Annotated in this window: 19 protein-coding genes and 1 tRNA gene; 13 read left to right on the top strand and 7 right to left on the bottom strand. The window is 66.8% G+C overall.

The window, feature by feature from the left end; all coding sequences use genetic code 11:
• Window positions 1–7: 7 nt before the first annotated feature.
• On the top strand, window positions 8–1,423 hold the full coding sequence (locus FLL57_RS17985) for a bifunctional enoyl-CoA hydratase/phosphate acetyltransferase (RefSeq protein WP_142883600.1): 1,416 nt from the start codon (window positions 8–10) through the stop codon (window positions 1,421–1,423).
• Complete coding sequence (locus FLL57_RS17980; RefSeq protein ID WP_142883599.1) at window positions 1,420–2,616, top strand: acetate/propionate family kinase; 1,197 nt, start codon at window positions 1,420–1,422, stop codon at window positions 2,614–2,616. Before FLL57_RS17985 ends, FLL57_RS17980 begins: the two co-directional genes overlap by 4 nt.
• On the opposite strand, the gene FLL57_RS17975 is transcribed toward FLL57_RS17980, so the two are convergent.
• Window positions 2,617–3,819, bottom strand: a complete 1,203-nt coding sequence (locus tag FLL57_RS17975) for a GGDEF domain-containing protein (RefSeq protein ID WP_142883598.1) — start codon at window positions 3,817–3,819, stop codon at window positions 2,617–2,619. It lies immediately after the preceding gene.
• Between the two features lie 190 nt (window positions 3,820–4,009).
• Window positions 4,010–4,921 carry a PaaI family thioesterase gene (locus FLL57_RS17970; RefSeq protein WP_041807551.1) on the bottom strand — a complete coding sequence of 304 codons (912 nt, stop codon included), beginning with the start codon at window positions 4,919–4,921 and terminating at the stop codon, window positions 4,010–4,012.
• Window positions 4,922–5,048: 127 nt separating this feature from the next.
• Between FLL57_RS17970 and FLL57_RS17965 the strand changes: the two genes are divergently transcribed.
• Window positions 5,049–5,801, top strand: coding sequence for a thermonuclease family protein (locus FLL57_RS17965; protein ID WP_142883597.1), 753 nt, complete (start codon window positions 5,049–5,051; stop codon window positions 5,799–5,801).
• Here FLL57_RS17965 and FLL57_RS17960 read toward each other — a convergent pair whose 3' ends face one another.
• Window positions 5,802–6,707, bottom strand: a complete 906-nt coding sequence (locus tag FLL57_RS17960; RefSeq protein ID WP_142883596.1) for a ketopantoate reductase family protein — start codon at window positions 6,705–6,707, stop codon at window positions 5,802–5,804. It abuts the gene before it with no gap.
• An 87-nt stretch (window positions 6,708–6,794) separates the two neighbouring features.
• Between FLL57_RS17960 and FLL57_RS17955 the strand changes: the two genes are divergently transcribed.
• Window positions 6,795–7,838, top strand: a complete 1,044-nt coding sequence (locus FLL57_RS17955; protein ID WP_047307459.1) for a GMP reductase — start codon at window positions 6,795–6,797, stop codon at window positions 7,836–7,838.
• 15 nt (window positions 7,839–7,853) lie between these two features.
• Here the strand turns inward: FLL57_RS17955 and FLL57_RS17950 are convergent, their stop codons facing one another.
• Entirely contained in the window at window positions 7,854–8,711 is an 858-nt protein-coding gene (locus FLL57_RS17950; RefSeq protein ID WP_142883595.1) for an HpcH/HpaI aldolase/citrate lyase family protein, read from the bottom strand.
• Window positions 8,712–8,919: 208 nt separating this feature from the next.
• Here FLL57_RS17950 and FLL57_RS17945 point away from each other — a divergent pair, with 208 nt between their 5' ends.
• Window positions 8,920–10,086: an acyl-CoA dehydrogenase family protein gene (locus FLL57_RS17945; protein WP_142883594.1), complete on the top strand. Its 1,167-nt coding sequence runs from the start codon at window positions 8,920–8,922 to the stop codon at window positions 10,084–10,086.
• A 159-nt stretch (window positions 10,087–10,245) separates the two neighbouring features.
• On the opposite strand, the gene FLL57_RS17940 is transcribed toward FLL57_RS17945, so the two are convergent.
• Both FLL57_RS17940 and FLL57_RS17935 read right to left on the bottom strand, forming a co-directional pair.
• Window positions 10,246–10,320, bottom strand: a tRNA-Thr gene (locus FLL57_RS17940).
• Window positions 10,321–10,505: 185 nt separating this feature from the next.
• The gene (locus FLL57_RS17935; RefSeq protein ID WP_142883593.1) at window positions 10,506–10,952 is read right to left on the bottom strand and encodes a nuclear transport factor 2 family protein; all 447 of its coding nucleotides are present in this window, start codon (window positions 10,950–10,952) and stop codon (window positions 10,506–10,508) included.
• Between the two features lie 74 nt (window positions 10,953–11,026).
• Between FLL57_RS17935 and FLL57_RS17930 the strand changes: the two genes are divergently transcribed.
• Window positions 11,027–11,236: a hypothetical protein gene (locus FLL57_RS17930; protein WP_142883592.1), complete on the top strand. Its 210-nt coding sequence runs from the start codon at window positions 11,027–11,029 to the stop codon at window positions 11,234–11,236.
• A 201-nt stretch (window positions 11,237–11,437) separates the two neighbouring features.
• Here FLL57_RS17930 and FLL57_RS17925 read toward each other — a convergent pair whose 3' ends face one another.
• Window positions 11,438–11,734 carry a hypothetical protein gene (locus FLL57_RS17925; protein WP_142883591.1) on the bottom strand — a complete coding sequence of 99 codons (297 nt, stop codon included), beginning with the start codon at window positions 11,732–11,734 and terminating at the stop codon, window positions 11,438–11,440.
• Between the two features lie 240 nt (window positions 11,735–11,974).
• Here FLL57_RS17925 and FLL57_RS17920 point away from each other — a divergent pair, with 240 nt between their 5' ends.
• The 7 genes from FLL57_RS17920 (at window position 11,975) to FLL57_RS17890 (ending at window position 18,098) form a co-directional block, all read left to right on the top strand.
• On the top strand, window positions 11,975–12,268 hold the full coding sequence (locus FLL57_RS17920) for a DUF3551 domain-containing protein (protein WP_142883590.1): 294 nt from the start codon (window positions 11,975–11,977) through the stop codon (window positions 12,266–12,268).
• 158 nt (window positions 12,269–12,426) lie between these two features.
• The gene (gene murA, locus FLL57_RS17915) at window positions 12,427–13,716 is read left to right on the top strand and encodes a UDP-N-acetylglucosamine 1-carboxyvinyltransferase (RefSeq protein ID WP_013504378.1); all 1,290 of its coding nucleotides are present in this window, start codon (window positions 12,427–12,429) and stop codon (window positions 13,714–13,716) included.
• 19 nt (window positions 13,717–13,735) lie between these two features.
• A complete protein-coding gene (locus FLL57_RS17910) occupies window positions 13,736–14,185 on the top strand; it encodes a DUF2948 family protein (RefSeq protein ID WP_047307451.1) in 450 nt (149 codons plus the stop codon).
• Between the two features lie 129 nt (window positions 14,186–14,314).
• Entirely contained in the window at window positions 14,315–15,610 is a 1,296-nt protein-coding gene (hisD, locus tag FLL57_RS17905; RefSeq protein WP_013504376.1) for a histidinol dehydrogenase, read from the top strand.
• Window positions 15,607–16,098 carry a UPF0262 family protein gene (locus FLL57_RS17900; RefSeq protein ID WP_013504375.1) on the top strand — a complete coding sequence of 164 codons (492 nt, stop codon included), beginning with the start codon at window positions 15,607–15,609 and terminating at the stop codon, window positions 16,096–16,098. The genes hisD and FLL57_RS17900 overlap by 4 nt, the downstream gene beginning before the upstream one ends.
• Before the next feature lie 55 nt (window positions 16,099–16,153).
• A complete protein-coding gene (locus FLL57_RS17895) occupies window positions 16,154–16,621 on the top strand; it encodes a low molecular weight phosphatase family protein (RefSeq protein ID WP_142883589.1) in 468 nt (155 codons plus the stop codon).
• Window positions 16,622–16,940: 319 nt separating this feature from the next.
• On the top strand, window positions 16,941–18,098 hold the full coding sequence (locus FLL57_RS17890; RefSeq protein WP_142883588.1) for an AAA family ATPase: 1,158 nt from the start codon (window positions 16,941–16,943) through the stop codon (window positions 18,096–18,098).
• Window positions 18,099–18,178: the final 80 nt, after the last annotated feature.

Here is an 18,178-nt window from a genome sequence, read left to right as displayed (position 1 = left end):
GAAAGACATGGAGTACATCCAAAATCGCACCTTCGACGAGATCGCGATCGGCGATACCGCGAGCCTGGTGCGAACGTTGACCTATCGCGACATCGAGGTGTTCGCGGTGATGTCGGGCGACGTCAATCCGATGCACGTCGATGCCGCCTTCGCCAAGAGCGATCTGTTCCATCAGGTGGTGGCGCACGGAATGTGGGGCGGATCGCTGATCTCGACGCTGCTCGGGACGCAACTGCCGGGGCCGGGCACGATCTATCTCGATCAATCGCTGCGCTTCGTCAGGCCGGTCGTGCTCGGCGATACCGTCACCGTCACGGTAAAGGTGACAGAGAAGAATGTGGCCAAGAAGCGGCTGTTGCTGGATTGCCGCGCCACCAATCAGCGCGGCGAAGAGGTGATCACCGGCCTCGCCGAAGTGATCGCGCCTGTCGAAAAGATCTCGCGACCGCGCGTCCTGTTGCCCGAGATCGATCTCAACCGCACCGCGCAGCGCTACGAACGGCTGATCGAGATGACGCGCGGACTGGAGCCGATCCGTACCGCGGTGGTGCATCCGGTCGATACCGCGTCGCTGCTCGGCGCGGTCGAGGCGGCGCGTGAAGCGTTGATCGTCCCTGTGCTGGTCGGCCCGGAGGCCAAGATCCGCGCCGCCGCGACCCAGGCGGCGCTGGACCTGTCGCGTTACGAGATCGTGCCTGTCGAGCACAGCGATGCCGCCGCCGCGGCCGCCGTGGCGATGGCGCGATCCGGCGAAGTCGAGGCGTTGATGAAGGGCGCGCTGCATACCGACGAGCTGATGCGCGCGGTGGTCGACGGCGCTCGCGGCCTGCGCACCGCGCGGCGGATCAGCCATGTCTATGTGATCGACGCGCCCGACTATCCCCGCGCCCTGCTGGTCACCGATGCTGCGATCAACATCTATCCGTCGCTCGCCGACAAGCGCGATATCATCCAGAACGCGATCGATCTGGCTCATGCGCTTGGTATCGCCGAGCCGCGGGTGGCGATCCTGTCGGCGGTCGAGACCGTCACCGAGAGCATCCGCTCGACGCTGGACGCTGCGGCGCTGTGCAAAATGGCCGAGCGCGGCCAGATCAAAGGCGGCATTCTCGACGGGCCGCTGGCGTTCGACAACGCAGTGTCGGAAGAGGCCGCCAAGACCAAGGGGATCGTCTCGCCGGTCGCCGGCCGTGCCGATGTCTTCGTGGTACCGGACCTCGAGGCGGGTAATATGCTGGCCAAGCAACTCGAATATCTGGCGCACGCCCGGGTCGCCGGGATCGTACTCGGTGCGCGGGTGCCGATCATCCTCACCAGCCGCGCCGACAAGACGCTGGCACGGCTCGGCTCCTGCGCGATCGCGCTGCTGCTCGCCCGGCACAAGGCCGCGGCGCTGCCGAGCCTGTCCGGAGGTGCCGCGTGAGCGATGCCCTGCTGATCCTGAACGCCGGCTCTTCGAGCGTCAAATTCGCGTTGTACGACGCTCATGCCGAACCGACCGCCGAGTGCCTGATCTGTGAGGGCGGCATTGGCAGCCTGGGCCATCGCCCGCATTTCAAGGTGGTGAACAGCGACGGGACCACCAGGCACGACGCCTATCTGCCCGAGGGCTCCAGCCATGACGATGCGATGGCGGTGCTGCTGGACTGGATCGGGTCCACGTTCCCGGAGCAGCGGTTGGCGGCGGTCGGCCATCGCGTGGTCCATGGCGGGGCGCTGTTCGACGGGCCGGTCGAGGTCGATCCGGCGGTGATCGCCCAGCTCCGCGGCTTCGATATGCTGGCGCCGCTGCATCAGCCGCACAACGTCGCGGCGATGGAGGCGCTGGCGAAGCTGCATCCGAACCTGTCGCAGGTCGCCTGTTTCGATACCGCTTTTCACCATCCGCTGCCGGAGCTTGCCACCGCCTTCGCGCTGCCGCGCTGCCTGACCGAGCAGGGCGTGCGGCGCTACGGTTTTCACGGACTGTCCTATGAATATGTCGCCGGCCGGCTTCCGGACGTCGCCGGACAGGCCGTCGCGGACGGCCGGGTGGTGGTCGCGCATCTCGGCGCCGGCGCCAGCATGTGCGCGATGCAGCGCTGCCGAAGCATCGCCACCACCATGGGCTTCACCGCGCTCGACGGCCTGATGATGGGTAGCCGCTGCGGCGAACTCGATCCCGGCGTGGTGCTGTATCTGCTCGACGAGAAAGGCATGACGCCGCGTGAGGTCGAAGACCTGCTGTATCGAAAGTCCGGCCTGCTCGGCGTTTCCGGTATCAGCGACGACATGCGGACGTTGCTGGCGAGTGACGATCCCAGAGCGTGCGAGGCGATCGAGCTGTTTGTGTATCGGGTCGCACGCGAGCTGGGTTCGCTGGCGGCTGCGCTCGGCGGGCTCGACGCGCTCGTGTTCACCGGCGGTATCGGCGAGCACGCCGCGGAAATCCGCCGCCGGGTGTGTGCCCAGGCGGTGTGGCTCGGCGTCGCGCTCGATGACGAGGCCAATGCGAACCTGTCCGGCGCCGGGCGAATCAGCATGCCCGGCAGCAAGGTGTCGGTCTGGGTGATCCCGACTGATGAGGATCTGATGATCGCCCGCCACGTCTGGCGGCTCGCCGACGGCGGGCGCTGATCAGGCGACGTCGGCGCTGGTCTGTCCTATCGCCGGGACGGTTTGGTCATGCTCGGGCATGGTGCCGATCTCCGGCGCCAGCGGCGCATCATCGGTGCAGGAGGTGACCTCGCGAACTCGGCTCGGCCGGTTGCGCTTCACCGCATACAGGGCCTCGTCGGCCCTGCGCAGCAATTCGTCGAGCGTGAAGCCGTCGGTCGGTGCCAGCGCGCTGCCGAAGCTGGCGCCGAGCATCACCGCCTCGCCGGCGACCGCATAGGGCTCCGACAGCGACGCGACGATCCGCCGGCCGAGCCGATCGGCGTCCGCCGGATCCGAGACGTTGGCCCGGACCACGACGAATTCGTCACCGCCGATCCGCGCCGCGAGATCGTTGTCGGCGAGCAGTTCGGTCATCCGCCCGGCGACGATGCGCAGGATCTCATCACCGGCGGCGTGGCCGAACCGGTCGTTCGCCTCCTTGAAGAAATCCAGATCGAGGCTGATCACCGCAAAGCCCTCGCCGTGGCGCGCGAGCCGCCGGGCGAGCTCGTCGAAATGTTCGACCAGATGCCGCCGGTTCGGCAGGTTGGTCAGCGCATCTGCTCGGGCGAGCCGCGTCGCTTCGGCGCGCAGCGTCAGTTGCTCGGCGGTGGTGGCGTGAATGTAGTCGATCAGTTCGAGACCGCCGAATGCGAACAGCAGGAACAGCAGCGCCTGCGCGCCGTGCATCAGGTCGAAATTCCACAGCGCCGCTGCGATCGCCGGCGTCACCGACACCACCAGCGAAGTCTGCACGATCCAGGGCCGGATCGAAAACCGCGTGGTGGTGCCGGCGCAATAGCCGAACACCAGGCCCCCGGCGATCATGTGCGCGGCGAGGTCGGGCAATAGGAAGCAGCGCGTCGCGAAGGCGCCGACGCAGACCCCGGTCGAGATCACGCCGATGGCGAGCCGGCGCTCCCACAACTTCGCCGTCGCGACATCGAGCGAACGCCGCGCCACGGCACGGTCGAACGCGAAGCACAGCGCCAGCCGGCCGAGCGTCACCGCCATGCCGGTGACGCCGATCACCGCCATCACCGCGTCGCGGGTCTGCCAGGCGACGGCGAGGCCCGTGCTCAGCGTCGCGCAGCCGACCACCACGATCGGCCAGCGCGCGGTGTACAGCAACCGAACGAATTCGATGTAGACGGCGTTCGCGATCTTGCTGTTCGCGGTCATCGGAGGGTGTCGATCTCGCAGCAATGTGCCGCGAGAGGCCAGTGCCCGTTGCGACAGCGCGATACCTATTCCTGCAATGCTGAATCCGGGGTGAAACCGGTTCCGCCGGGCGAAGCGTGGTGAATCGCCGCTTAATCGCGGCTCCGTTGCCCTGGTGTCGGCGGTGATTGTTGCAGGCCGAGTGCGGGATCTACTCGGCCACGCCGGAGCGCAGTTTGAAATGGCCGTAGCACGATGCGATCGGCTCGGCAGGATCGCGCTGATAGGCCTGTGCTTCGAACGCCACCACGCGGCGGCCCTGCTTGACGATCGAGACCTTGGCGAAGGTGTCGAGCGGCCGGCCGGAGCGCAAGTAGTTCACCGTCAGACCGATCGGCTTCGGCGCGGCGGCGAGGCCCATCTCGCGCCGAACGCTGACGATCGCCGCCGTCTCGAGGAATGCACCGATCACGCCGCCGTGAAGCGCCGGGAGGATGGGATTGCCGACCAGCTTCGGATTGTAGGGCATCATCGCCCGCGCGTCGTCGTCGACCCGGATGCCGAGGAAGCGCGGATACGGGCTGATCGCCAGCGGCCCGTCGGGATCGTCCGGCGCCACCAGCTCCGGTGGGGAGTCCATCGTCACCTTCGGCGTCTGCCGTAGCATGTCGGTGCGGTTGGCGCCGATCATGAACATCGCGGTGGCGGTGGCGATCGGGACGTCCTCGGCGTCCTGATAGGCGGTGGCGCGAACGAACGCGATCGAGCGCGTGATGTGATAGCAATGGGCGTGGGCGCGCATCTCTTGTCCGGGCGTCGCCGGCCGCAAGTAATCGATCCGCAGATCGAGCGTGGCGATCGCGGCTGTCCCGGGCAGTGCGAGCTGCACCGCCATGCCGCAGCTTTCGTCGAGCATCGCGGTGACGACGCCGCCGTGGATGACCCCGGTCGAGACGTCGCCGACGAATACCGGGTGATACGGCAGGCTGCTCCACGCCTCCGCCGGCGCATAGCGGTCGAGCTGCAAGCCGATGATGGCGCCGTGGATCGAACGACGGTTCTGAATCATCCGCGCCTTGTCGTCGAACGACATCGCCGGACCGTGGATCGCTGGATCGGACATGAAGCGGTTCTAGCAAGTGCCCGCGCGCTCGCAAAGCGCTCCGGCGTTGGGCGACTACCATTTCGGCGCACGGCTGGTATGACTGTGAATGGCCGGAGTGGCCGCCAGGCGGGACGAGGATTTGAGAATGCGTCGACTGATCGTGATGGTGCTGGGGCTGGCGATGATGACGTCGCCGGCGGTCGCCGCCGATGCGGTGGTGAAGGACGGCGATACGGTGCAGCTCGGCGACAAGGTGTTCCGGCTGGAGGGGATCGATGCGCCGGAGCTCGATCAGCGCTGTGTCAACCAGTTCGCCGATCCGTCGGCCTGCGGGATCGAGGCCCGCGATGCGCTGGTCAAGCTGATCGGGGGCCGCAGCGTCGCTTGTCGCGATCTGGGACCCGACCCCGTGTTCAAGGGAAGACGTCTCGGCACATGCGCGATCGCCGGTGAGACCGACAGTCTCAGCCGCCGCATGGTGCAGGACGGCTTTGCACTGAACGCCGTCACCGGCGGCAAGGATCGTTTCGCCGGCGACGAGGCCAAAGCGAGGGATGAGCACAAGGGATTGTGGCAGGGCTGCTTCGTGGCGCCGAACGACTTCAGGCGCTGGAACAGGGACGCCGCGCTGCGCGGCGCCGCTTGTCGTGAGGACAAGCGCGCCGCGCTGATCGACGCGATGTTTCCTGATACCCCGGCGATGCTGCCGGGCTGCACCATCAAGGGCAAGATCGCCAGACGAGCCCGCATCACCGGTAATGTCGGCCTGTATCAGATCCGCGGTTGTCCGAGCTACGCCAGCCTGACCAAACCGAACCGCTGGTTCTGCTCGGAGGACGACGCGCGCGCCGCCGGCTTCCGCAAGGCCTACAACTGCCGGATCAAGACGACGCCTTGATCAGTGCGAGGCGGTGCCGCGGCTGGTTTCGATCAGCTTGACCATCACCGTCAGCGCCAGATTGGTCGGGGTCGGCACGCCGCGCGCGGCGCCGAGCCGCGCCACGGTGCCGTTGAGAAAATCAATCTCGCTCGGCTTTCCGCGTGTCAGATCCTGCGCGGTCGACGATTTCTGACTCGGCATTGCTGCCGGCAGCGCCAGCGTCCTGGTCATGACGTCGTCGGGAATGCTGACGCCGCCTGCATGTGCGACGGCAATGCACTCGTTGACGACATTGATCACGACCTCCCGGGCGCCGTCGACCGCAAGCAGCGGACCGTAGGGCAGGTCGGCGATTGCCGACAGCGCATTGTAGGCGCAGTTCAAAATCAGCTTCGACCACAGCGCCTGATCGATGTCGGCTGCGACCGTGGTGGGAATCTTCGCCGCCGTCAGCATCGCAGCGATCGCCTCGCTCTGCGCCGAGGCGCCGATCAGCAGGTCACCACGACCGTGATGCCGCACATGGCCGGGGCCGGCCATCTCTGTGCCGACATAGACCACCGAGGCGATCACCGGATGACCGATCGCTGCTTGCAGCCGGGTCGCGTTGTCGACGCCGTTCTGCAGACTGAGGATCACGCTGTCCGGCTTCAGGCGAGGCTGCAGCGCGCGGCCCGCGCTCTCGGTGTCGGCCGACTTGACGCAGAACAGCACCAGATCGGGCGGGGCGATGGTGCCGGGTTCGGTGACGGCGCGCACCGGGATGGGCTGGATGCCGTCCTTGGTGTCGAGCAGCAGGCCGTTGGCCTCGATCGCATCGACATGGCTTTGTCGTCCGATCAGCGTCACGTCGTGGCCGGCCAGCGACAGCAATCCGCCGAAATAGCACCCGACCGCGCCGGCCCCCATCACTGCCACTTGCATTCCGTTCTCCCTTCCCGTGCGCCAACCAATGCGCAATGATTCCTTTCTAAGGTCGACGTTCGGCCGATGAAACCGGGAGTGGCGCGCGTGCACATCGATTTGAACCCGAAGCTCGACTTTCGCGACGTGCTGATCCGGCCCAAACGCTCGGTGCTGTCGTCGCGGTTCGAGGCCAACATCACCCGCAGCTTGCGTTTTCGCCATTCCAGCCGCGCCTGGACCGGGTTTCCGCTGATCGCCTCCAACATGGATACCATCGGCACGTTGGAGATGGCGCGCGCCTTCAAGCCGTTCGGCGCGCTGGTCGCCCTGCACAAGTTCCATGATCCGGATCGGTTGGCCGAGTATCTGTCGAGCGACGAGGACGCCAACGTGTTCGTCACTGTCGGCACCGGCGCGGCCGATTGGGAGCGGCTCGCCGCCGTGAAGGCCAAAGTGAAGGTGCCGATGCTGAACATCGACGTTGCCAACGGCTACACCGAGGCGTTCGTGCGCGCGGTGGCCAAGCTGCGCGAGGAGAATCCGGACGCGATCATCATGGCCGGCACGGTAGTCACCGCCGAGATGACCGAGGCGCTGGTGATCGCCGGCGCCGACATCGTCCGCGTCGGCATTGGCTCCGGCTCGGTGTGTACCACGCGCGATCTCACCGGCGTCGGCTATCCGCAGCTCTCCGCCGTGATCGAATGCGCCGATGCCGCCCACGGGCTGAAAGGCCACGTCTGCTCGGACGGCGGCTGTGTCGTCCCCGGCGATCTCGCCAAGGCGTATGGCGGTGGCGCCGACTTCGTGATGCTCGGCGGCATGCTGGCCGGGCACGACGAGTGCGGCGGCGAACTGAGATGCGTCGAACAGGATGGCCGGCAGGTGCCCACCAGCATGGTGTTCTACGGCATGTCGTCGGAGACCGCGATGAACAAATATCACGGCGGCGTCGCCGATTATCGCGCGGCGGAAGGCAAGACCGTCGAGGTGCCGTATCGCGGCGAGGTGCGCGCCACGGTGGAGAAGATCGCCGGCGGCCTGCGCTCGGCGATGACTTACATCGGCGCCGAGAACCTGAAGGAAATCCCGAAGCGGACGACGTTCATCCTGGTGAACGCCCAGCGCAACACGGTGTTCGATCGCTGAGCGTCGTCGCGGGCATCAGTGAGGCAGCCGGCCGAGGATGTTCTCGGCCGCGCGCAGATGCGGTCGGTCGATCATGCGGCCGTCGAGCCGCAGCGTGCCGGCATCGCGATTGGCCGCGAACGCGGCGACAACTTTTTCGGCCCACGCGCGCTCCTCTGCGGTCGGCGCAAACGCGGCGTTGACGATCTCGACCTGCTTGGGGTGGATCAGCGCCTTGGCGCCGAAACCGTCGCGCCGCGCGGCGCGTGTCTCCTGCTCCAGCCCGGCGAGGTCGTCGATGTCGGTGTACACCGCGTCGATCGCGGTGACGCCCGCCGCTGCAGCGCCCATCAGGCACAGATCGCGCGCCAATCGGTAGGGCGAGTGCAATTCGCCGCCGCTGCGGTTCTGGCTGGCGCCGAGCGAGGCGGCGAGATCTTCCGCGCCCCACATCAGCCCCTCGAGCCGCGGCGAGCAATCCTGGTAGCTGCCGAGACCGAAGATCGCGCCGGCGGTTTCGGTTGCCACCACCACGATGCGGGTTGTGCCCGCCGCAAGCCCGGCCACGGCTTCGAACGCATCGAGCCACAGCGCCAATCTGCGCACATCCTCGCCACCGCGTGACTTCGGCAGCACGATGCCGTCCGGCGCCGCCGGCATCACCGCCGCGAGATCGTCGAGAGTGCGGCCGCTGTCGAGCGCGTTGACGCGAACGTAGAGTTGCTGCCCGGTGCGCGGGGCCTGCAACATCGTGCGCGTCAGCGTGCGGGCTTCGTCCTTCTTTTCCGGCACGACGGAGTCTTCGAGATCGAGGATCAGCGCATCGGCTGCGCCCTGTACGGCCTTGTCGAATTTGCGCGGGCTGTCGCCCGGAACGAACAACATCGAACGCATCGGGCGTGCTCCGCGATTCCGGCGCATCGCATTGCGGATGCGATTGTTGACAGTGGATTCGACCTATAGGAACGTTTTGCCGCACAAACAACAATGATGGCGCCCCGCGGAAGGCGCGCCGCTCCAGGCAACGCCGTTCCGTGCGACGGAATCTGTCGTCGCGCATTCGCTGAATGGCTCCGCCGGCACCCAAGGATATCGCCTCACCATGGACTTCGCTCTCACCGATCAGCAGGAAGCCATCCGCGACGCCATCGTCAGGGTCTGCGCCGGCTTCGACGACGCCTATTGGCTGAGGAAGGATCGCGAGGGCGGCTTCCCGCACGACTTCCACAAAGCGCTGGCAGATGCCGGCTGGCTCGGCATCTGCGTGCCGGAGGCCTATGGCGGTTCCGGCCTCGGCATCACCGAGGCGGCGATCATGATGCGCACGATCTCGGAATCCGGTGCCGGCATGTCGGGTGCTTCGGCGGTGCATATCAACGTGTTCGGCCTCAATCCGGTCGTCGTGTTCGGCACCGAGGAGCAGCGCCGGCGGATGCTGCCGCCAATGGTCGAGGGCCGCGACAAGGCCTGCTTCGCAGTCACCGAGCCGAACACCGGCCTCAATACCACGCAGCTCAAGACCCGCGCCGTGCGGAAAGGCGACCGCTACGTCGTCAACGGTCAGAAGGTGTGGATCTCGACCGCGCAAGTCGCGAACAAGATCCTGCTGCTGGCGCGCACCACGCCGCTCGAAGAGGTGAAGTCACCGACCCACGGCCTCAGCCTGTTCTATGCGGATTTCGATCGCACCAGGATCAAGGTCCACGAGATCGAGAAGATGGGTCGCAAGATCGTCGACTCCAACGAACTGTTCTTCGAGGATTTCGAGATCCCGGTCGAGGACCGGATCGGCGAGGAAGGCAAGGGCTTCCACTACATCCTCGAAGGCATGAACCCGGAGCGCATCCTGATCGCCGCCGAAGCGGTCGGGCTCGGCAAGCTGGCGCTGTCGCGCGCCGCCGACTACGCTAAGACCCGCATCGTGTTCAACCGCCCGATCGGCCAGAACCAGGGAATCCAGCATCCGCTCGCCAAGAACTGGGTCGAGCTGGAAGCCGCCTGGCTGATGGTGATGTCGGCGGCCTGGCAATACGATCAGGGCATGGCCTGCGGCGCCGCCGCCAATGCGGCGAAGTATCTCGCCGGCGAGGCCGGCTTCACCGCCTGCGAGCAGGCGGTGATGACCCATGGCGGCTTCGGCTACGCCAAGGAGTATCACGTCGAGCGCTACTTGCGCGAGGTGATGATCCCGCGCATCGCCCCGGTCAGCCCGCAACTCGCGCTCAGCTTCATCGCCGAGAAAGTGCTCGGGCTGGCGAAGTCCTACTGAGGCGCGCAGACGACACGTCGTCGCAAGCTATGCCTCGCTGTCGCGTTCCTTGGCGCGTCTGCTCCCGGCGTCCCCACCTGGGGATCAAGGACGAGCGGCTTCAGAGACACGCGCCGAGCGCAAGATTCGGTCGAATTGGGGAAGAGTTGTGAAAATCGCTGGTGCTGCCGGACAGGATTGAACTGTCGACCTCTCCCTTACCAAGGGAGTGCTCTACCACTGAGCTACGGCAGCATCGACCGGGCGGGGAATCAGCCAGTGGGGCTCCCGCGCGGCGCGGCCGTTCCTTGCCACAGGGCATCATCCGGCGCAAGCGGATCACGCCGGATGATGAGGAAAAACCGGTCCCCGCCATGGCGAATGGGGCGCATCGCCCCTTTGGGCGCTCCCGTTCGGGCGTTCGCGCCCTGCAGGAGAGCTCAGTGGATCGGTGTGGAACGTTTGATTTGCATGAGTTGCGGGCCGATGCGGCGGCCGATTTCCTCGCCGAGCGCCGACAGCGCCCGCAGCGGGCGGATCAGGACCTCGAATTCGGCGATTTCGCCGTCGTCGTTGAACCGCATCAGGTCGATACCCTTGAGATCCCAGCCGTCGATCGCCGCGCTGAACTCCAGCGCGATCTCCTGATGACCGCCGACATAGGTGCGATGGTAACGGAATCCTTGAAAGATGCTGGAGACGGTGCACAGAACCAGCAGACAGGCGGTGCGCCCGCCAATCGGCGATCGGACAACGGGCGAGTGCAGCACGACGTCCTCAGCGAGCAGCGGTCGCATCCGGTCGGAGTTCCGGCTGACGAATACGTCATGCCAGACGGCCAGCGTCCGCTGCGCCGCCGGCGCGATCCCCGAAGCATCGATTGTCATAGCTGTCTCACTCGCGGCAATATGCCGAAACCATTATGTCGAAGAATAGAAGCTGGAGTTCAGTGGTATTCACCATGGCCGATATGCAGGATTCGCGACCTAGGGGAGCCAGTCGTGAGCAGCGGCTGGCCGACGCGCTGCGCGCCAATCTGAAGCGCCGCAAGGCGCAGGCTCGCGGTCGCGCCGAGCCGGTGGCCGCATGCCCGGTCGGGATCGTTCAAGACGCGCCGGATGGCCGCAGTCATGATCCTGCCGGCCGGCGTGGCGACGCTGGCGGCAACTGACATAGCCGGCCGCCGGATTGCGATGGCGGACCCGACGCGGCGGACGATCGGCCGGATGTCCCCGGACCACGCGGCTCTCCATTGTCGCCTAGCATCCTCCGCGCCATCAACATCAGCTCGGCCGCTGTCTAAAATGAAAAGAGGCCCCGGTCACACCGGAGCCTCCAATCGCCAGGGCTTTGCAAACCAGGCCGTCGTGCCTTAGCGGCCGACGCTTCCGGCCGGCGCACCATTGTAATTGGTGTTGCCGCGCGTTCCGACCTCGCCCTGGGCTGCGGGCGGAGCGGCCGGGGTGTTGGGGGCGTTCATGCGGTCGCCGCCCATGCCGGTGGTGGTGCCGGGCGCCATGGTCCCGGCGCGCGGTGCGCCCTTGTCGACATTCTGGGACCCCATCGCGTTGCCGCGCGAGTCGGTCTGGCTCTGGGCAGCCGCGGCCATCGTGGTTGCGAGCAGCGCAGCAGTGGCAACACCGGTCAGTCGGGTAAGTCGGGATTTCATAGGACCTCCTTGGGTAAATGGTGCGATCGCACCGATAAGGTCCCAACGAACGGCTGTTCGGGCCGTTCCTGTTGCGCGCCGCCGAGGCGATAACTTCCGCGTCGGCAGGGTATCAAATCGTGATCCCCCGAACAGGGAGCAAAAAGGGCCTGTCGTGCCGCGAAGGGGGCGAACCGCTGGCGTGGCAGGAACGACAAATCCGGCGACGGGTTGTCACCGCGCATCCAAGGAGGAGCTTCCATGTTGTCCAAGGTCAAGACTGCCGCGCGTTCGCGGGCTGCTGCGCTCGCATTGTCGTCGGTTGCGGTCGTTGCGGCCGCCCTGTTCGCGGTGACGCCGGCGGCGGAAGCGCGCACTTACGGGTATTGTCTGACCTCCCCGGGCTACGGCTATCCTGGCGATTGCAGCTATGCTTCATACCGTCAGTGCCGTGCGGCGGCTTCGGGGCGTCTGGCCGACTGCATCGTCAATCCGCGCGCGGCGTTCCGAGAGCCCCGCCATCGCGATTACCGCACTTACGGCCAGGGCTGGTAACGCCCGGAGTGCGCGGCGAACGGCACCCGGCCCCTGATTGGGCGCTGAAAGGCGCGCTGCGCCGTTGCTGGCGCCCATGAAATCGCCTCAAATTCCACGCTTTTGCCACGGGCGGCGCTTCTGCCGTATAATTCCAAGGCAAATCAGCGGGAATCGGCATGGATCGGATCAGGATCATCGGCGGCAACGAGCTGCGGGGCACCATCCCGATTTCGGGGGCCAAGAACGCGGCGCTGCCCCTGATGATCGCTGCCCTGCTGACCGACGAGACTCTGATTCTCGACAATGTGCCGCGCCTCGCCGACGTCGCGCTGCTGCAGCGGATTCTCGGCAACCACGGCGTCGACATCATGGCGGCCGGCAAGCGACCGGGCGACCATGAATATCAGGGCCAGACGCTGCACATCTCCGCCAAGACCATCGTCGACACCACCGCGCCATACGATCTGGTGTCGAAGATGCGCGCCAGCTTCTGGGTGATCGCGCCGCTGGTGGCGCGGATGCACGAGGCCAAAGTGTCGCTGCCGGGCGGCTGCGCGATCGGCACCCGGCCGGTCGATCTTCTGATCATGGCACTTGAAAAGCTCGGAGCCGAGATCACGATCGACGGCGGCTACGTCATTGCCAAGGCGCCGGGCGGCCTGAAGGGCGCCACCATCCCGTTCCCCAAGGTCACGGTCAGCGGTACCCATGTGGCGGTGATGGCGGCGGCGCTCGCCAACGGCACCACGATCATCGACAACGCTGCTTGCGAACCCGAGATCGTCGACGTCGCCGACTGCCTCAACAAGATGGGCGCCAGGATCACCGGCGCCGGCACGCCGCGGATCATCATCGAGGGCGTCGCCAAGCTGCACGGCGCCCGCCACACCGTGCTGCCGGACCGGATCGAGACCGGCACCTATGCGATGGCGGTGGCGATGGCCGGCGGCGAGGTGCAGCTCTCCGGCGCCCGACCCGAGCTGCTGCAGGCAGCGCTCGACGTGCTGACCGAGGCCGGCGCCACCATCACGGTCAACAACGACGGCATCAAGGTGTCGCGCAACGGCGCCGGCATCAGCCCGGTGACCGTCACCACCGCGCCGTTCCCGGGCTTCCCGACCGATCTGCAGGCGCAACTGATGGCGCTGATGACCCGCGCCAAGGGCGCCTCGCATATCACCGAGACGATCTTCGAAAACCGCTTCATGCACGTCCAGGAGCTGGCGCGGTTCGGCGCCAAGATCTCGCTCGACGGCGAGACCGCGACCATCGACGGCGTCGAGCGGCTGCGCGGCGCGCCGGTGATGGCGACCGACCTGCGCGCCTCGGTGTCGCTGGTGATCGCCGCGCTCGCGGCCGAGGGCGAGACCATGGTCAATCGTATCTATCACCTCGATCGCGGCTTCGAGCGGCTCGAAGAGAAACTGTCGGCCTGCGGCGCCAATATCGAGCGCATCAGCGGCTGACGCCGCAAAGGGGCCGGCTGTGGCTGATCTCAAACTGCTCGCCTTCGATCCCGACGATCTCGCGGTGATTTCCGCGCACGTCCAGGATGCTCGTGTCGAGATCGGCGACATCGTCTGGCGTCAGGCCGAGAAGCGTCTGGTGATCGGGCTGCACCGGCTGGACTGGGAGCAGACGTTGTCCGGCGAGCCGGTGCCCGGCCGGCTGATCGCGGCGCTGCGGTTCGAACGGGTACTGGCCTGCAAGTCCCGCGCAATCGACATGACCGCCGGGACCGAAGCGCTGGAATTGATCGGCCTTGAATTCTATTCCGCGCCGGAGCCACCGGGCGGCAGCGTGGTGATGATGTTCTCCCGCGGCGGCGTGCTGCGGCTCGACGTCGAATGCCTCGAATGCGCGCTGACCGATCTCGGCCCGGATCCGGTCGGTGGCCCCGGGACTTTGCCGGATGATCGTGATGGGCTCGGCTGATCCGGCGGCCCGTGGCAGACGTCGCGCTAGCCGCCGAAAACCGCGCGGGTTATGAGGGTTGACGACGGTAAGACGCCGCGCCATTGAGCAGAGGCCGCCCCGCCGCAGCCGCCCGCCGGATCAATCGACATGCCCCTTCGTCTCGACAACGCCAGTCCCGATTTCGCTCCCAAATTCAAAGCCTTCCTGGCGATGAAGCGGGAGGTTGCGGCAGATATCGAGGCCGCCACCCGCGCCATCGTCGACGATGTGGCGCATCGCGGCGATGCTGCCCTGCTCGAGGCGACCGAGAAGTTCGATCGGCTGACGCTGGATGCAGCCGGGATGCGGGTCGGCGAGGCAGAGGTCGAAGCCGCCGTGAAGGCGTGCGATTCCGAGACGATCGACGCGCTGAAGCTGGCGCGCGACCGCATCGAATTCTTCCATCGCCGGCAGTTGCCGAAGGACGACCGCTTCACCGATCCGCTCGGCGTCGAACTCGGCTGGCGCTGGAGCGCGATCGAGGCGGTCGGCCTGTACGTGCCCGGCGGCACCGCGGCGTATCCGTCGTCGGTGCTGATGAATGCGATTCCGGCCAAGGTGGCTGGCGTCGAGCGCGTGGTGATGGTGGTGCCGTCGCCCGGCGGCACGCTCAACCCGCTGGTGCTGGCCGCGGCGCAGCTCGCCGGCGCAACGGAGATTTACCGCATCGGCGGTGCGCAGGCGGTGGCCGCATTGGCCTATGGCACTGCGACGATTGCGCCGGTCGCCAAGATCGTCGGCCCGGGGAACGCCTACGTTGCCGCTGCCAAGCGGCTGGTGTTCGGTCGCGTCGGCATCGACATGATCGCCGGCCCGTCGGAAGTCGTGGTGGTCGCCGACAAGACCGCCAATCCGGACTGGATCGCGGCCGATCTGCTGGCGCAGGCCGAGCACGACGCCAACGCGCAATCGATTCTGATTACCGATAGCGCCGTATTGGCTGCAGACGTCGAGCGTGCGGTGGCGTCGCAGCTCATCACCTTGTCGCGGGCCAAGATCGCGCGCGCCTCGTGGGACGAGTTCGGCGCCATCATCAAGGTCGCCAAGCTGGACGATGCGGTCCCGCTCGCCAACGCGATCGCGGCCGAGCATCTCGAGATCATGACCGCCGATCCGGAAGCGTTCGCGGCCAGGATCCGCAATGCCGGCGCGATTTTCCTCGGCGGCCATACGCCGGAAGCGATCGGCGATTATGTCGGCGGCTCCAACCACGTGCTGCCGACCGCGCGGTCGGCGCGGTTCTCGTCGGGGCTCGGCGTGCTCGACTTCATGAAGCGGACCTCGATCCTGAAATGCGGTCCCGAGCAGCTCGCCGCGCTCGGGCCGGCCGCAATCGCGCTCGGCAACGCCGAAGGCCTGGACGCGCATGCGCGATCGGTGGGACTGCGTCTGAATCAACGATGAGCAATCCGGAACCAGACGATTCCAACAATCGCATCGTCGCGGTCACGCTCGACGAGGAATCGATCGGGCGCTCGGGACCGGACATCGAGCACGAGCGCGCCATCGCGATCTACGATCTGGTCGAGAAGAATCTTTTCGCGCCGGAGGGCGCGGGCGAGGGGCCGTTCACGCTGCACATCGGCATCACCGGCAACCGGCTGATGTTCGACATCCGCCGCGAGGACGGCGCGCCGGTGATCACCCATCTACTGTCGCTGACGCCGTTCCGCCGTATCGTGAAGGACTACTTCATGATCTGCGACAGTTACTATCAGGCGATCCGCACCGCCACGCCCGACAAGATCGAAGCCATCGACATGGGGCGCCGCGGCATCCACGACGAAGGTTCGCGCACGCTGCAGGAGCGGCTCGCCGGCAAGGTGCGGATCGATTTCGACACCGCGCGGCGGCTGTTCACGCTGATCTCCGTGCTGCACTGGAAGGGCTGACGATGCGCGGCGCGCGCGGGGCAACCTGGCGTGGGCCGAGCGGCGGACGGCGGCGATGACCCCGCCGTCGCGGACCGGCCTGCCGCACGCCGTGCTGTTCGCCTGCGGCATGAACAGCGTGCGCTCGCCGATGGCCGAGGCGATGCTGCGCGGCATCGCGCCGCGGACGATGTATGTGCGCTCCGCCGGAGTGAAGACCCACGAGCTCGATCCGTTCGCGGTGGCGGTGATGGCCGAGCGCGGCCTCGACATCTCCAAGCACAAGCCGACCACCTTCGAACAGCTCGACGACTACGAAGGGCTGAACTTCGACCTGATCGTCACGCTGTCGCCGGAAGCGCATCACAAGGCGTTGGAGCTCACCCGCACTCACGCGATCGACGTCGAATACTGGCCGACCTACGACCCCACCGGCACCGAGGGCAACCGCGAGCAGAAACTCGCCGCCTATCGCGAAGTCGCCGACTCCCTGATGCAACGCATCTACAAACGCTTCGGCAGGCACAACGGCGGGAACGAGTAGTTGTGAGCTGGTGATCTGTTCCGGCCAAGCGTTACCCTCTTTCGCACTGCACATTGAGTAATCTCGCCTCTTCACCTCCGTCATTCCGGGGCGCGCCGCCAGGCGCGAACCCGGAATCCCGAGCTTGTGGATCACGGCCTCCTGCACATCGAGATTCCGGGTTCGCTCGCTGCGCGAGCGCCCCGGAATGACGTTCCGCGGCGGAGGGGCGCAAGCATGCAAGGAGAAGATCGCTCATGTCGCAGGCCGCGGCTCCATGCTTTGGCCGCTCGCTCGGTATCTGCTATCCATCAAGCGTGAGTACACTGCGGAAATCCCAATGATCACGCGACTTGCTGTTTCGGGCTACCGATCGCTGCGCGACGTGCGGCTGTCGCTCGGGCCGCTGAATGTCGTCACCGGGGCCAACGGAACCGGCAAGTCGAGCTTGTATCGCGCGCTGCGGCTGCTCGCCGAGATCGCGCAGGGGCGGGTGATTCAGTCGCTCGCCGCCGAGGGCGGCTTGCCGTCGACGCTGTGGGCCGGGCCGGAGACGCTGTCGCGCAGCATGAAGCGCGGCGTTCATCCGGTGCAGGGCACGACGCGCAGCAATCGCGTCTCCCTCAAGCTCGGCTTCGCCGGACCTGATTACGGCTACGCGATCGATCTCGGGCTGCCGCTGCCGGATGCGACCTCGCTGTTCGGACGCGACCCGGAGATCAAGGTCGAGAGCGTGTGGACCGGGGAACTGCTCGGCCGCGCCAACGCATTTGCCGAACGGCGCGGTCCGCTGGTGCGGGTGCGCGACGACGGCGGGCAGTGGCGCGAGGTGTATCGGTCGCTGAGTCCCGCCGACAGCATGATGACCCACGGCGCCGATCCGCGCGAGGCGCTCGAACTGTTGTTGCTGCGCGACCGGATGCGGGACTGGCGGTTCTATGATCAGCTCCGTACCGACCGCGACGCCCCGGCGCGGCGGCCGCAGATCGGCACCCACACGCCGGTGCTCGGCGGCGACGGCGCAGATCTCGCCGCCGCGATCCAGACCATCCTGGAGATCGGCGACCCCGCCGGGCTCGAAGCGACCATCGACGATGCGTTTCCGCGGGCGCGCCTGGAGGTGTCCGAGGCCGACGGCTATTTCGAGCTGGCGATGCAGCAGCACGGCCTGCTGCGTCCGCTGAAGACCGCAGAACTGTCGGACGGCACGCTGCGTTATCTGCTCCTGGTCGCCGCGTTGCTGTCACCGCGGCCGCCCGAACTGATGATCCTCAACGAGCCCGAGGCCAGCCTTCATCCGGATCTGTTGGCGCCGCTCGCCCGGCTGATCGCCGCAGCGGCGACGCGCTCGCAGATTGTGGTGGTGTCGCACGCCGACGGACTGGTATCGGCGCTGCGCCGGCAGGCCGACAGCCGCGAGATCGTGCTGGAGAAAGAGCTGAGCGAGACGCTGGTCCGCGATGCCGATTCCCCGTCCTGGAACTGGCCGGCGCGTTGAGTGTCGTGATCTGTGCCGGGCTGTTGTCCCGGCACCCGCCTTCCGATAGGTTCCGCGTTCCTTTCCCACCATCCGTCCGA

Source organism: Rhodopseudomonas palustris (assembly GCF_007005445.1).
Lineage (GTDB): Bacteria > Pseudomonadota > Alphaproteobacteria > Rhizobiales > Xanthobacteraceae > Rhodopseudomonas > Rhodopseudomonas palustris_G.
This window is presented reverse-complemented; position numbering and strand designations above follow the sequence as displayed.